At 61.7% G+C, this 13,610-nt stretch carries 14 protein-coding genes; 12 read left to right on the top strand and 2 right to left on the bottom strand.

All coding sequences use genetic code 11. From position 1 onward, the window contains the following. The first annotated feature begins 5 nt into the window (after window positions 1–5). From kdpC to kdpE, 3 genes are read left to right on the top strand one after another with little or no spacing between them, the layout of a single operon-like run. Window positions 6–584: a potassium-transporting ATPase subunit KdpC gene (gene kdpC / locus QZ648_RS05135; protein WP_291996309.1), complete on the top strand. Its 579-nt coding sequence runs from the start codon at window positions 6–8 to the stop codon at window positions 582–584. Continuing rightward, a complete protein-coding gene (gene kdpD / locus QZ648_RS05130; RefSeq protein ID WP_291996308.1) occupies window positions 581–3,304 on the top strand; it encodes a two-component system sensor histidine kinase KdpD in 2,724 nt (907 codons plus the stop codon). The genes kdpC and kdpD overlap by 4 nt, the downstream gene beginning before the upstream one ends. After that, window positions 3,301–3,996 carry a two-component system response regulator KdpE gene (gene kdpE / locus QZ648_RS05125; protein WP_169067748.1) on the top strand — a complete coding sequence of 232 codons (696 nt, stop codon included), beginning with the start codon at window positions 3,301–3,303 and terminating at the stop codon, window positions 3,994–3,996. Before kdpD ends, kdpE begins: the two co-directional genes overlap by 4 nt. Window positions 3,997–4,469: 473 nt before the next feature. On the opposite strand, the gene QZ648_RS05120 is transcribed toward kdpE, so the two are convergent. Beyond that, window positions 4,470–5,222 (bottom strand): class I SAM-dependent methyltransferase, encoded by a 753-nt coding sequence (locus QZ648_RS05120; RefSeq protein ID WP_291996307.1) that lies wholly within the window; start codon window positions 5,220–5,222, stop codon window positions 4,470–4,472. Between the two features lie 366 nt (window positions 5,223–5,588). Continuing rightward, a complete protein-coding gene (locus QZ648_RS05115) occupies window positions 5,589–6,548 on the bottom strand; it encodes a tripartite tricarboxylate transporter substrate binding protein (protein ID WP_248595535.1) in 960 nt (319 codons plus the stop codon). 123 nt (window positions 6,549–6,671) lie between these two features. Here QZ648_RS05115 and QZ648_RS05110 point away from each other — a divergent pair, with 123 nt between their 5' ends. The 9 genes from QZ648_RS05110 to QZ648_RS05070 all read left to right on the top strand — a co-directional run bounded on the left by QZ648_RS05110 (window position 6,672) and on the right by QZ648_RS05070 (window position 13,562). Beyond that, on the top strand, window positions 6,672–7,598 hold the full coding sequence (locus QZ648_RS05110; protein WP_169067746.1) for a LysR family transcriptional regulator: 927 nt from the start codon (window positions 6,672–6,674) through the stop codon (window positions 7,596–7,598). Window positions 7,599–7,653: 55 nt separating this feature from the next. After that, window positions 7,654–8,121 (top strand): tripartite tricarboxylate transporter TctB family protein, encoded by a 468-nt coding sequence (locus tag QZ648_RS05105; protein ID WP_169067745.1) that lies wholly within the window; start codon window positions 7,654–7,656, stop codon window positions 8,119–8,121. A gap of 21 nt (window positions 8,122–8,142) precedes the next feature. Continuing rightward, on the top strand, window positions 8,143–9,654 hold the full coding sequence (locus QZ648_RS05100) for a tripartite tricarboxylate transporter permease (RefSeq protein ID WP_291996306.1): 1,512 nt from the start codon (window positions 8,143–8,145) through the stop codon (window positions 9,652–9,654). 259 nt (window positions 9,655–9,913) lie between these two features. Then, on the top strand, window positions 9,914–10,582 hold the full coding sequence (locus QZ648_RS24810; protein ID WP_366144058.1) for a hypothetical protein: 669 nt from the start codon (window positions 9,914–9,916) through the stop codon (window positions 10,580–10,582). Beyond that, window positions 10,579–11,088: a transposase family protein gene (locus QZ648_RS05090; RefSeq protein ID WP_291996304.1), complete on the top strand. Its 510-nt coding sequence runs from the start codon at window positions 10,579–10,581 to the stop codon at window positions 11,086–11,088. Before QZ648_RS24810 ends, QZ648_RS05090 begins: the two co-directional genes overlap by 4 nt. A gap of 385 nt (window positions 11,089–11,473) precedes the next feature. Beyond that, window positions 11,474–11,662, top strand: coding sequence for a hypothetical protein (locus tag QZ648_RS05085; protein ID WP_291996303.1), 189 nt, complete (start codon window positions 11,474–11,476; stop codon window positions 11,660–11,662). A 174-nt stretch (window positions 11,663–11,836) separates the two neighbouring features. After that, window positions 11,837–12,412, top strand: coding sequence for a TerD family protein (locus tag QZ648_RS05080; RefSeq protein WP_291996302.1), 576 nt, complete (start codon window positions 11,837–11,839; stop codon window positions 12,410–12,412). Between the two features lie 92 nt (window positions 12,413–12,504). Next, on the top strand, window positions 12,505–12,954 hold the full coding sequence (locus QZ648_RS05075; protein WP_291996301.1) for a TerB family tellurite resistance protein: 450 nt from the start codon (window positions 12,505–12,507) through the stop codon (window positions 12,952–12,954). 26 nt (window positions 12,955–12,980) lie between these two features. Beyond that, window positions 12,981–13,562, top strand: a complete 582-nt coding sequence (locus QZ648_RS05070; RefSeq protein WP_291996300.1) for a TerD family protein — start codon at window positions 12,981–12,983, stop codon at window positions 13,560–13,562. Window positions 13,563–13,610: the final 48 nt, after the last annotated feature.

The raw sequence follows: 13,610 nt of genomic DNA, 5'->3' as shown, positions 1-13,610 counted from the left end.
TCGTCATGAAAACACTGTTACGTCCAGCCATCACTCTGTTCGTGCTGCTGTCCGCCATTACCGGCATTGTCTATCCCTTGACGGTAACCAGCATTGCCCAGGCGGTCTTTCCAGGTACTGCTGCCGGCAGCCTGCTCGTCAGGGGTGGCAAGCCGGTCGGCTCAACACTGATTGGTCAGAACTTCGCTGAGCAAAGGTACTTTTGGGGGCGACCGTCAGCCACGTCACCGCAGCCCTACAACGGCATCACTTCGGGTGGATCAAACCAGGGGCCGTTGAACCCGGCGCTGGTGGCTGCCGCCAGAGAGCGCATCGAGACTCTCAAGGCGGTCGATCCCGGCAACCAGTTACCCATCCCGGCCGATCTGGTCACCGCATCCGCCAGCGGCCTTGATCCGCATATCAGCCCGGCAGCGGCCCGCTACCAGGTCGCGCGCGTTGCCGCAGCGCGCAAGCTACCACCGGAACAGGTAGCGGCCCTGATCGATGTACATACCGAAGGACGGCAATGGGGCCTCTTCGGCGAGCCTCGTGTTAACGTATTGCTGCTGAACTTGACGCTGGATGACCAGCAAGGAAAATGAACGACGCCCGTCCCGATCCCGACGAACTCCTCGGCCGGATCAAGGAAGAGGAGATTCGTGCCACCCGCGGTAAGCTGAAGCTCTTCTTCGGCGCTTCGGCGGGTGTCGGCAAGACCTACGCCATGCTGTCGGCCGCGCGCCAGCAGACCGAGCAAGGTACGGACGTCGTCATCGGTGTCGTGGAAACCCATGGTCGCAAGGAAACCGAAGCCTTGCTGACCGGACTGGCACGTCTGCCACTGAAGGAGGTCGCCTACCGTGACAAGGTGCTGAAGGAATTCGACATCGACGGCGCTCTGGCGCGCAAGCCCGAACTTATTCTGATGGACGAGCTTGCTCACTCCAACGTGCCAGGTTCGCGCCATCCCAAGCGCTGGCAGGATGTCGAGGAACTTCAGTCGTCGGGTATAGATGTCTATTCGACAGTTAACGTCCAGCACCTGGAAACCCTCAATGACGTTGTCGGTGGCATTACCGGTATCCGTGTCTGGGAAACAGTTCCTGATCATGTCTTCGACGCCGCTGATCAAGTCGTGCTCGTCGATCTGACGCCCGACGAACTGCTGCAGCGACTGAAGGAAGGAAAGGTCTATCTTCCGCACCAGGCCGAGCGTGCGATCCAGAATTTCTTTCGCAAGGGCAATCTGATCGCGCTACGCGAACTCGCCCTTCGCCGCACCGCCGACCGCGTTGACGGCGAGATGATCCAGTATCGGCGCGACCAATCTGTCGCTCGCGCCTGGCAGACCCGTGAATCGCTTCTGGCCTGTATCGGCCCGGGAGACGGCAGCGACCGCATCATCCGCAGCGCCGCCCGCATCGCCACCAGGCTTGACGTACCGTGGCACGTGATCTATGTCGAGACGCCGGAACTGCGGCACCTCTCAGAGAAGCGGCGCCTGCCTATCCTCAAGAACCTTAAACTGGCGCAGGAGACTGGGGCAGAAACGGCAAGCCTGGCCGGCAGCGACGCCATCGAGACAATCGTCGCCTATGCCCGAGACCACAACCTTTCGAACATTGTCGTCGGCCGAGATCATGTGCGCGATTGGCGGCCGTGGTACCGCTCCTTCGCCGACCGTGTGGGCAAGCATGCACCCGATCTCGACGTTATTCAGGTTGCGCGCGAGGAGGCGCGGCCAGACAAGCGCCAGGAGGAGCCAACTGACGAGTCGCTGCTCGATCGGCTGAATGCACCCTGGCAGTCGTTCGCGATGAGCGTTGTCTTCTGCGCGCTGGCGACACTCATCGCCATGCCGCTGCATTCGGTGTTCGATCTTGCCAACATCGCCATGCTTTTCCTGATGGCGGTCGTTCTGTCCGCAGTTCGCTACGGTCTCGGCCCGGCGGTCGCGGCAGCCTTCCTTAACGTTGCGGCTTTCGATTTTTTCTTCGTGCCGCCGCGATTTTCATTCGCAGTCAGCGACGTCCAGTACCTGATGACTTTCGCCGTCATGCTGGCCGTCGGCCTGGTTACCGCCAAGCTCACCGCGGGTCTCAAGTTCCAGGCCCGCGTCGCCAGCCGCCGCGAACAACGGGTTAGGGCACTCTATGAAATGTCGCGTGACTTGTCGGGAGCGCTAGTGCCGGAACAGATCGCCGAAATCAGCCAGCGTTTTGCCGAGACCGGATTCGGCGCCCGAACCGCCATCGTCCTGGCCGACGAAAAAGGCCGGTTGCAGGAGCCGATCCAGATCCCCGGCGGCGTGCCGGCGGTGGACATGGGTATCAGCCAGTGGGCCTTCGACCACGGTGCCGAGGCCGGCTGCGGCACAGACACCCTGGCGGGAAGCCCGCTCCTCTATATTCCACTCAAGGCGCCGATGCGCACGCGCGGCGTGCTGGTACTGGAGCCGCGCCATCAGAGGCGGCTGATGGCTCCCGAGCAGCGTCGTCTCCTCGACACCTTCGCGCGGCTGACCGCCATTTCTCTCGAACGAGTTCATTACGTCGATGTGGCGCAGATGACCACAGTGCAGATGGAGTCAGAGCGGCTGCGCAATTCGCTGCTATCGGCCATCTCGCATGACCTGCGCACGCCTCTCGCGGCGTTGGTCGGCTTGGCCGACTCGATGTCCATGACGCAGCCACCGCTGACAGGACAGCAGTGCGAAATCTCTATGTCGATGCGCGAAGAGTCGTTACGCATGAACTCGCTGGTCGACAACCTGCTCGATATGGCCCGTCTGCAAGCCGGTGCAGTCAAGCTCAACAGGCAGTGGCAACCGCTCGAGGAAGTAGTTGGCAGCGCCATCAAGGCGACGGGAGCGACCCTCGCTCGCCACCGCGTGAGCGTCAACCTGCCGGACGATTTGCCTCTGCTGCAATTCGACGCCGTACTGATCGAACGTGTGCTGTCGAATCTACTGGAGAATGCCGCCAAATACACCCCCCCCGGAAGCATGATCGGAATCGGCGCAACACTGGGGGCCCGCGATTATGAAGACATATCGGTCGAGGATGATGGACCCGGTTTGCCGGCTGGAAAGGAAGAGGAAATCTTCAAAAAATTCGAGCGTGGCCAGAAGGAAAGCGCTACGACAGGAGTGGGCCTGGGGCTCGCCATCTGTCGCGCCATTGTCGAAGCGCATGGCGGCACCATTCGGGCCGAGAACCGCCGCGGTAGCGGAGCGCGTTTCGTATTCTCGCTGCCGCGCGGTAATCCTCCTTCCGTTGATACAGCCGAGGAGGATGTTCTGAAGGAGGAGAGCCAGAAGTGAGCGAACCGCTGCCCGTAGTCATCGTCATCGAGGACGAGCCGAAGATCAGGCGTTTCATCAGGATGTCCCTGGAAGCAGAAGGCTGCCAGGTCTACGAAACTGACTCCATTCAGCGCGGCCTTATCGAGGCCGGTACCCGCAAGCCGGACATGGTAGTACTCGACCTCGGCCTACCTGATGGCGACGGCGTCGATTTCATCCGCGACCTGCGCGCGTGGTCCGATATCCCTATCATCGTGCTGTCGGCACGAACGACCGAAGCCGACAAGGTGGGGGCTCTGGACGCTGGCGCCGACGACTACCTCACCAAACCCTTTGGGGCCGGAGAACTGCTGGCTCGCGTTCGTGCTCAATTGAGACGCCGATCGAGCACGGTCGGTAGCGGCTCTACGGTCTTCGAGTTCGGCAAGATACGTGTCGACCTCGGCAAGCGGATTGTCGAGCTCTCGGGCAAGCCACTGCACCTTACTCCTATCGAGTATCGGTTGCTGGCCTACCTTATCACCCATCCAGACAGCGTTCTGACGCATCGCCAACTGCTCAAGACCGTGTGGGGGCCATCCCATGCCGACGACAGTCATTACGTTCGGGTCTATATGGGGCTGCTACGGAAGAAAATCGAAGATGATCCGTCGCAGCCAAGACACATCATTACAGAAGCAGGCGTAGGTTATCGGTTTATTTCCGTATGACGAGTTGCTGCCGTCCTCAGCGGCGGGTTCGTGGGCGTGGGTGATGGGTCGAGACCGCAACATAGAGCACTCCTGCTATCTCTGGAATGGCCGAGGATCTGGCCAATGTACTACAACGCCGAGGGACCGGTATCTGATGAGTTACCTGCCGTTCGCGTAGCTCCATTTTCGAAGCCGCTACGGCTGTTTGTGGCCGTTATGAACATCTATCCATAACGACCACAAGCGGACCAGCGGCCAGCCCCTCAATTGAGGCGATGAGCGTCAGCAACGCCCATCGCCTGCTGACGCTCGCACATCTCTGCGACTGCCAGCATCTCGGGCCAATCCAGCCATTCGGAACAATCGCGGAATGCTGGCTGTCTTGAGGGGGCTTCTCCGGGGTTGGCGGCAGGTCGGCCCTGCCAACACTACGATGGGTATCTGGCGCTGAACAGGTTCGGTGCCGACCCACGCCACAGGGGCTCCAGCGACTATGGCACTTTGCCTTTCACGACCCAGGCCGTTGCGGCGTAGGACCGTGGACCATCGACCTCTCCGTCTAGATACGCCAGCTTGACCATGCCTCGAAGCTTTCCCCGCGCTTGCATGCCAAGGGTGCCGACGTAGGCCGCGATCGGTCCATCCTTGCCTTCTGCGGGTGCCCAGAAGTCGGCAAAGGATGCGAAATCCATGCGGATGGTCAGCATGCCGTCCACGACACCAACCAGACCGGCCTCACGCCACGCGCGCGCCAAGTCTCCGGGGCGACTCATGGGCTTGGTGTACGCTCGCGCTCTGTCCTCATTTCCGTGTTCATCGAGCATGGCTGCCGTATCGAAGATCAGACGAACGCAGACGAGCCCTCCGCGTGTGTCCCACGTCGCGGCGGCGACAATTCCGCCCGGACGCGTGACACGCCGCATCTCGCGCACAGCGAGATCGGCCTGGGGAATGAATTGCAGGACCAGCAGCGAGAGGGTGTGGTCAAACGAAGCGTCCGGAAATGGCAGAGCACAAGCGTCTCCCACTTCGAAGTCGACGCGCGCATCGCGATTCCGTCGCTTGGCGTGGTCGACGTAAGCGGCCGAAAAATCAATGCCACGCACGCTGCCAATGGCCGGGTTCCGGGCAATGCTGAAACTCAGATTGCCCGTGCCGCACCCGACATCGAGGACGCGCTCTGCTGCGGCAATCCCCGCGAAGTCAATGAACAGGGGCGCGAGACGACGGCTCCATCGGCCCATCTGGACCTCGTAACCGTCCCCGTCCGAGGCAACGAATGTTGATGAAATCGCCATGTGTTCTGCGACAGATGCATTGGTTTGGCCGCTAACGATCATGACAGTCGAGATACCCCGGATGATGAAAGTCATGACCGTCCCCCCTCTTCCCCCGGCCCTTCTCCCGCAAGGGGAGAAGGGAGGTTCGTGAGTCGCATACGCGACTTTCACATTAACGGTCATGACACGTGGAGACACCCCAAATCATGAAAGTCATGACCGTTTCCCTCTTCCCCTGCCCCTTCTCCCGCAAGGGGAGAAGGGAGGTTCGTGAGTCGCATACGCGACTTTCACATTAACCGAGCGCTCGGCCTCAGGCTTGGTCGACTGTCACTGCGGCTTCAAGCCAATCGCATTGACAAGCGCTGCGTTGACGGCAATCTCCTTCTCGACATGCGCGTCGAACTCGGTCGGGGTCATGACCATCGGATCGATGCCCAGTGTCGCCAGCTTGTTCTTCACCTTGGGCTCTTGCAGCGCTTTGAGCGTCTCGTGGTGAAGCTTCTCGACGATACCGCGCGGCGTCTTCGCCGGCAGAAACACGCCCAACCAGAGCGGATACTCGGCATTGGCGAAGCCGGCCTCCAGTGTAGTCGGCACGTCCGGCAGCAAGGAAGAACGTTGGGCGCCATTCACCAAGAGCGCAGTGAGCTTGCCCTCCCGAACCCGAGGCGCCACGACGCCAACGGGCCCGAAGAAGAAATCGACCCGTCCGGTCATCACCTCGGTGAGAACTTCCGACCCGCCCTTGAGTGGAACATGCACGGCCTCGATTCCCGCGCTCGACCGAAAACGTTCCGCGCTGAGATGAGTCGCAGTCCCGACACCGGCTGACGCGTAATTCATCGCGCCAGGCGTCGCCTTGGCTGCGGCAACGAGTTCGCCCACTGTCGTCCACCCTTTGGCTGGCGGGACGACCAGGACATTGGGCAGGATGCCGAGCGGGATGACTGCAGCGAAGTCCCGCGCCGGGTGGTAGTTCAGGTTCAGATGAAGCGACGGCGCTATGGCGTGTGCGGACGAGTTGACCAGCAGGGTGTAGCCATCGGGTTCCGACTTGGCAACGACGCTTGCACCGATCGTTTGCCCTGCGCCGGGACGGTTCTCGACGATGACGGGCTGCCCGAGTTGCGTCGACACCTGTTCGAAGACGACACGCGCGGCAATATCGGCCATGCTGCCGGGCGCGATCGGCACGATCGCCCTCAGCGGTTTCGACGGCCAGGTCTGTGCTTCGGCGGCGAATGTCGTGACGGTCAGGCCGAGCGCAAGGACGCGCATCAAGAGCATCGATTTCACGGCTTTCTCCTTTTAGAGGAACGCAATTTGCACATCAACTATGGCGCAATGCAGTTTAGCAATCCAATATAGAATTCCTCTCGTTACTTATGCCGATCAGGCATAACTGCTGGTATGGACCTTCGACACGCGCGAACCTTCGTCACCGTTGCAGACCTGGGCACCGTCTCCAAGGCAGCGGCACGTCTGCACATTGCTCAGCCTGCCCTGTCCCGGCAGATCCGCGATCTTGAGCAGGAGCTCGGTCTTAAACTCTTCGATCGTGTAGGACGCCGTCTCGTGCTGACTGGCGAGGGCGAGCAGTTGCTTGGCGACTGCCGTAGTTTGTTGAACTGCGCCAGCTCGATCGGCGAGCGCGCGCAACAGCTTCGGCGCGGCGACGGGGGCATACTGAAGGTAGCGGCCTCCCCTCAGTTCATCGAAGGCACCCTTTCCGGGTTCCTGGACCGATTCACGCAGCGTTACCCCAACGTGCAGGTCAAGGTGATCGAGGCAATTGCGTGGTCCGACACCCTCGGAATGCTCGAGCGTGGCGAGATTCACCTTGGTCAGAATCTGCTTCGTGTGGTTCAGCCCGACGATCCGCACTTTGCGAGCCACCCGCTGGAGGCGGTAGACCTGCTTGCCGCTTCGCATGCGCCGTTGATGCTTGGAAAGAGCGGAGCGATCGAGATCGCGCACCTCGCCAGCCAGCCGCTCCTTGTGCTGGATACCAGCTTTTTATCCCGCCGCACCTTCGACGCCACCTGCCGCCTGGCAGGCATCGAGGCCAATATCGTTTTTGAGAGCCGGACACCGCATACGCTGCTGGCAATGGCTGAGAGTGGGCACGGTGTAGCCATCGTTCCCTCTGCAGTACGTATCGATCGGTATCCGCTGCACATCGTTCGGATCACCGACGGGGGCAAACCGTTGCGCGAGCACCTGGCCGTCTTCTGGGACAAGCGGCGCTCCCTGCCGTCCTACGCAACGGCCTTTTGCGATATGCTGGCGGAGTACGTACGCGAAGTGTTCCCAATTTCCCGACCGTCCGAACCATAGACTGACCACGAAGTCGTCCCAACAGCCTTGCCAAACGCGCAGCAACCGCGAGGAGATGAAACTGAGAATCAGAAACGAAACCGACTTCTGGTCGGGCGTGATGTTCATCGCGTTCGGGCTGTTTTTCGCGGCGTTCGCGACCCGCTATGACTTTGGTACCGCACAGGTCATGGGGCCGGCGTATTTCCCGACCGTGCTGGGCGGGCTGCTCGCGCTTGTCGGCGTGCTGGTGGCCTTGGCCGGACTGGGGCGTGAGGGAGAAGGCGGCAAGCTCGAGAGGTTCCATTTCGCCGAGCTGGCATGGGTGCTCGGTGCGGTGCTCATATATGCAGCGATACTGCGCTGGGCGGGCCTGCTGGTGTCCATGCTCGCACTGATCGTGATCTCCAGCTTCGCGAGCCACGAGTTCCGCTGGAAGGAAGCGATCATCCTGTCGATCGTTATGGCCGTGATCACGTACCTCGTCTTCATCATGGGCCTAAAGCTCACGATCCCGGTCCTGCCGGCGTTCCTCAGGAACTAGACGGACTCAGCGGAGACGGCTTTGGAACTGTTGGACAACCTCGCGATCGGCTTCGACACTGCGCTGACGCTGCAGAACCTTTTTTATGCGTTTGCCGGCTGCCTGATCGGCACGCTGATCGGCGTGCTGCCCGGCGTCGGACCGGTCGCCACCCTGGCGATGCTGCTGCCGACCACCTACGCGCTGGAACCGACCTCGGCACTGATCATGCTGGCCGGGATCTACTACGGCGCGCAGTACGGCGGCTCGACGACGGCGATTCTGGTCAATCTGCCCGGTGAATCGTCTTCCGTCGTGACCTGTCTCGACGGCTACCAGATGGCGCGCCAGGGTCGCGCGGGGGCGGCGCTCGGTACAGCGGCAATCGGCTCATTCATTGCCGGAACCTTCGCAACGGTTCTGGTCGCGGCGTTTGCGCCGCCGCTGACCGAACTCGCGTTCAAGTTCGGTCCTGCCGAATACGTCTCGCTGATGCTGCTGGGCCTGATCGGCGCCGTCGTACTCGCGTCGGGTTCACTGATCAAGGCGGTCGGGATGATCGTGCTCGGGCTGCTGCTCGGATTGGTCGGCACCGACGTGAACTCGGGCGTGTCACGCTTCAGCTTCGGCATTCCAGAGCTGACCGACGGAATCGGCTTCGTCGCGGTGGCGATGGGCGTGTTCGGGTTTGCCGAGATCATCGCCAATGTGGAGAAGAAAGGCCAGCGCGAGGTGTTGACCAGCAACGTCGGCTCGGTCATGCCGAACGTCAAGGAGATGAAGGAGGCGGCGCCGGCGGTCGCGCGCGGCACGCTCCTCGGTTCGATTCTCGGCATACTGCCTGGCGGCGGCGCGCTGCTCGCGGCCTTTGCGGCGTACGCGGTCGAAAAGAAACTCGCGGGTCCGAATGCCGATCCGCCATTCGGCAAGGGCAACATCCGCGGCGTCGCCGGCCCGGAGTCGGCCAATAACGCGGGCGCGCAGACCTCGTTCATCCCGATGCTGACGCTCGGCATACCGTCCAACGCAGTGATGGCGTTGATGATCGGCGCGATGACGATCCACAACATCCAGCCCGGCCCACAGGTGATGACGAGCAATCCGACGCTCTTCTGGGGCCTGATCGCATCGATGTGGATCGGCAACCTGATGCTGGTGATCCTGAACCTACCGCTGATCGGGCTGTGGATCCAGTTGCTCAAGGTGCCGTACCGGATGCTGTATCCGGCAATCCTGGCGTTCTGCTGTATCGGCGTGTACTCGATCAATAACACGACCTTCGACGTGTTAGTGACCGTCTTCTTCGGCGCGTTGGGTTATCTGTTCTACAAGCTGCACTGCGAGCCCGCACCGCTGATCCTGGGCTTCATCCTCGGCCCGATGATGGAGGAGAACTTGCGGCGGGCGATGCTGCTGTCGCGCGGTGACCCGACCACGTTCGTCACAAGCCCGCTCTCGCTCGGCCTGCTGCTTGCGGCCCTGGCATTATTGGGCATCGCGACGTTTCCGGCGATCAAGTCCAAACGCCAGGAGACGTTCCAGGAAGCGGACTGAGCCGACGAGGCCAAGCTCCAGAAAGCACGAAGCCCGGCCAAGCGGGGCGGTGTGTTTCTTGATCTGCGTGCGCGGTGCTGCGGAAGCGGTCGTCGCGCCTTCCTCGCCCAGCACTTCACTCCCGGTATCGCAGAGATATCATGGCCATGGTGGGTCCGTGGCACGCCGACACAATGAGAATCAACCACCGCCGAGCGCGAGGACTTCTGGCAGGAGAAGTGGAGCGTCATGGATCCACGTCTTGGCCGGAGGAGTGACGGTGGTTGCAACGAGTGCCGGAAATTGGGTGCACTGCGGTCGCGTGTTCCGCGCCACGGAGATTGCCGACCTCTGCGCGACGGTGGCGTGGCTGCCGGGATTGGCGCGCAAGGAGTTGGCAGCGACGGTCTGCGAGCATTTAGGCTGGACCACGCGGACGGGGACGGCGAAGCTCAGTGCCTGCCTGGAGTTCCTGGAGCGTCTGCAGGCCGCCGGACTGCTGGCACTGCCGGCGGTGCGGCCGTCGCCGGCAGGTCGTGGCGCGGCCGTCGCCGCACCGGTCGAGCCAGTCGCCGAGCCCCCGGTGCACGGCACGCTGTCGGCACTCGGACCGGTGTCTCTGGAAGTCGTTCGCGACCCGGCTGTGGTGGCGCATTGGGATGCGCTGGTGGCGCCCTGGCATCCGCAGGGACTGGCTCGAACATTGGGGGTACCAGCCGCTGCTGCTGGAAAGCTTTGTCGACCCGCGACACCATGCCGGCACCTGCTACCGTGCTGCCGGTTGGCAGTTGCTCGGAGAGACCAGCGGACGCGCGCTGGCCCGCCCTGGCCCGCCCTGGCCGGTCCTGGCCGGTCCTATCACAGCACGCCCCGCCAGGTGTGGGTCAAGCCGCTCGGCGGCGATGGTCGCGACCGGCTGTGCGCCGTGACCGGGATCTCCCGGCCATGAGCAAAGCCTGCCGTCGTCCGACGCGTGCCGGCATCCGGGAGCAACGCAGCCACAAGAGACGGCAGGAGAAGGCGCTGAACGCGAAGCGGCGTGCGCTGGGATTCGTCCCCACCTCGCCCGCGCCCCTGCCCAACAGTTGCTCGCCTTTCGCGACCATCGCCGAGGAACAAGCGGCCCGCGAGGACGCTGTGAGCAAACAGGTCCGCCTCTTGCGCAAAGAGCTGCCGGCCTTGCTCGCACAGCTGACGGAAATTCCCGACCCGAGAGACCCCGGGAAGCGCCGGCACAAGCTGACCGTGCTCCTGCTCTGGGGTCTGCTGATGTTCGCCTTTCAGTTCGCCTCCCGGCGCGAGGCCAACCGCGAAATGACCCGTCCCCAGTTACTGGCCAACCTGCAACTGTTGTTCCCGGAGATCGAGACCCTGTCACACGCCGACACCCTCTTCACGGACCCTACACCACCCACGCAGCCAGCGCTCACTTGCCGCCAGCACACCGCGATCTGACCGCCCCAGCGGCGAAAGCGCGGGCTTCCGGCTAACGGTCATGACATGTCGAGACACCCCTGATGATGAAAGCCATGACCGCCCGCCTCTCACTTGCAGTGCGCATTCCGGCTTACACGCCGGAATCGTTCGCCGGGCAGGGAGCATGCTCCCCGAATTCCCCGTCTCACCCCCGGCCCTTCTCGCGCAGGGGGAGAAGGGAGGTTCGTGAGTCGCATACGCGACTTTCACATTAACGGTCATGACACGTGGAGACACCCCAAATCATGAAAGTCATGACCGTTTCCCTCTTCCCCTGCCCCTTCTCCCGCAAGGGGAGAAGGGAGTTTCGTGAGTCGCTTGCGCGACTTTCACATTAACGGGTCCGACTTCCGGCCTCTACGCCTTGCAGGAGATCAATCGCCCGCTGCAGGCCCGGCAGGTCAGGCGTCACCTGAGCGAGGTCAAGGGACCGGTGATGGATCGCCTGCAGCGCAGCGAACTGCTTTGTGGGCAACTGAGCGGACAGGTATTTCTGAGCCCCGCCGAAGCGTTTCGCGCCCTCGGCGAGGCCGGCGAAAAGGGGCCGCCCTGAAGCGGACGGCCGGGCGCGAAGGCTTCGCCAGGCGGATTTGCGCTATCTCTCTGCCCGCGAATACTCCCCTCTTCGCTAAACCCGGATTATACTCACTGTGCATGCTGCAGCAGCCCGGCATGAACATCGACGCATCAGCTTTTCATTCACCTTCAAGATGGAGAACTACATACCATGGCAATCAGTCTGCAAAAAGGCGGCAACGTCAATCTGAGCAAGGAAGCTCCAGGCATGAAAAAAATGCTCGTCGGGCTGGGCTGGGATGTGCGAGCCACCGATGGCGAGGCCTTCGACCTCGATTCGAGTGCTTTCCTGCTCACCATTGCGGGAAAGGTGCGCGGTGATGCGGATTTCATTTTTTACAATCAGGCCAAGTCAGCCGATGGCTCGGTCGAGCATACCGGAGACAACCGGACAGGCGCCGGTAGCGGTGACGACGAAGCCATCCTGGTTGACCTTTCCCGTGTACCGGCGGACATCGAGAAGATCTCGGTGTGCGTCACGATCCATGAGGCCGAAGCACGGCGCCATAATTTCGGCATGGTAGCCGCCGCCTACATTCGTTGCGTCAATGCCGAAACCAACAGCGAAGTCGCCAAGTACGACCTGTCGGAAGACGCTTCGGTGGAAACCGCGATGATCTTTGGCGAAATCTATCGCCACGCCGGTGACTGGAAGTTCAAGGCCATCGGCCAGGGCTTCCAGGGGGGACTCGGCCCACTGGCCAAGAACTTTGGCGTCAGCGTCTGATCGGTCTGAATCGGTCTGATTGTCTTCCTGGCACGACGCCGGGCGTCGTGCCTTTCTCTCCCTCAATCCCGTCATGCAAAGGTAACCCGGCCATGTCTTTCCTCGATTCCCTCAAACAATCCGTACGCGAGGTCACCCAGTCGCTCAATTCCGAGATGAAGAAGTTTCGCTCGAAGGAGCTGCTCCAGGCCATTGTCGCGGGCTCCACGATGATCGCCTACAGTGACGGGCAAGTGTCTTCCGCCGAAAAACAGAAGCTCATGGGCTATGTGCGCAATTCCGAGCAACTGAGCGTGTTCGAGTCGGACAAGGTGATCGAGGCCTTCAATCAGAACCTGTCGCGCTTCGAGTTCGACGCCACCATTGCCAGTGGCGAGGCGCTGCAGAAGATTGCCGTCTTCAAGGGCAAACCCGAGGCCCCTCTGATCGTAAGCGTGTGCCTGGCCATCGCCAACGCGGATGGCAACCTCGCCAGCACCGAGCAGCAGACGCTGGAGCAGATTTGCCGGGCGCTCGACCACGACATCAAAACCTTTCTCTAATTTGTTTTCACAGCCAGGGAGTCGATATGTCAATCAGTTTGCAGAAGGGGCAGAAGATCAGTCTTGCCAAGGAAGGCGGTGGTGCACTCACGACCGTGGTAATGGGGCTGGGCTGGGACGTGATGGAGAAAAAAGGTTTCCTGGGCTTCGGCGGCGGCAAACAGGAGATTGATCTCGACGCCTCCTGTCTGCTCTTCGATGAGCGCGGCGCCCTTCTCGATACGGTCTGGTTTCGCCAGTTGCGCAGCCGCGATGGCAGCATCCAGCATAGCGGTGACAACCGCACCGGCGAGGGCGGAGGCGATGACGAGCAGATCATCGTCAACCTGGGTGCGGTTCCGGCCAACGTGAAGTCCCTGGTCTTCACCGTCAACTCCTTTACCGGGCAGGGTTTTTCGCAGGTCAAGAACGCTTTTTGCCGGATGATCGACAAGACCAACGGTCAGGAGATTGCCCGCTACGACCTGAGCGTGCAGGGTAACCACTCGGCCCAGATCATGACCAAGGTGTATCGCCACAACAGCGAATGGAAGATGCATGCGATCGGCGAAAACGGCGTCGGGAGAACCTTCGCCGACCTGATGCCGCAAATCACGCCGCACCTCTGAGCGAAGGGAAGGGCTGCGTGTCCCGGGTTCGCAAGGACCCCGCCCTGT

This window comes from Candidatus Accumulibacter sp. ACC012 (assembly GCF_907163155.1).
In the GTDB taxonomy this organism is placed as follows: Bacteria; Pseudomonadota; Gammaproteobacteria; order Burkholderiales; family Rhodocyclaceae; genus Accumulibacter; species Accumulibacter delftensis.
The sequence above is the reverse complement of the archived record's forward strand: the minus strand, read 5'-3'. Positions and strand labels throughout refer to the sequence as shown.

Excerpts from the sequence above, each read along its gene's own strand:
- kdpC (WP_291996309.1), top strand. The coding sequence starts at position 6 with ATGAAAACACTGTTACGTCCAGCCATCACTCTGTTCGTGCTGCTGTCC.
- QZ648_RS05110 (WP_169067746.1), top strand. The coding sequence starts at position 6,672 with ATGGACCTTCGACACGCGCGAACCTTCGTCACCGTTGCAGACCTGGGC.
- QZ648_RS05080 (WP_291996302.1), top strand. The coding sequence starts at position 11,837 with ATGGCAATCAGTCTGCAAAAAGGCGGCAACGTCAATCTGAGCAAGGAA.
- kdpD (WP_291996308.1), top strand. The coding sequence starts at position 581 with ATGAACGACGCCCGTCCCGATCCCGACGAACTCCTCGGCCGGATCAAG.
- QZ648_RS05070 (WP_291996300.1), top strand. The coding sequence starts at position 12,981 with ATGTCAATCAGTTTGCAGAAGGGGCAGAAGATCAGTCTTGCCAAGGAA.
- QZ648_RS05115 (WP_248595535.1), bottom strand. The coding sequence starts at position 6,548 with ATGCTCTTGATGCGCGTCCTTGCGCTCGGCCTGACCGTCACGACATTC.
- QZ648_RS05120 (WP_291996307.1), bottom strand. The coding sequence starts at position 5,222 with ATGGGCCGATGGAGCCGTCGTCTCGCGCCCCTGTTCATTGACTTCGCG.
- QZ648_RS05090 (WP_291996304.1), top strand. The coding sequence starts at position 10,579 with ATGAGCAAAGCCTGCCGTCGTCCGACGCGTGCCGGCATCCGGGAGCAA.
- QZ648_RS05105 (WP_169067745.1), top strand. The coding sequence starts at position 7,654 with ATGAAACTGAGAATCAGAAACGAAACCGACTTCTGGTCGGGCGTGATG.
- QZ648_RS05075 (WP_291996301.1), top strand. The coding sequence starts at position 12,505 with ATGTCTTTCCTCGATTCCCTCAAACAATCCGTACGCGAGGTCACCCAG.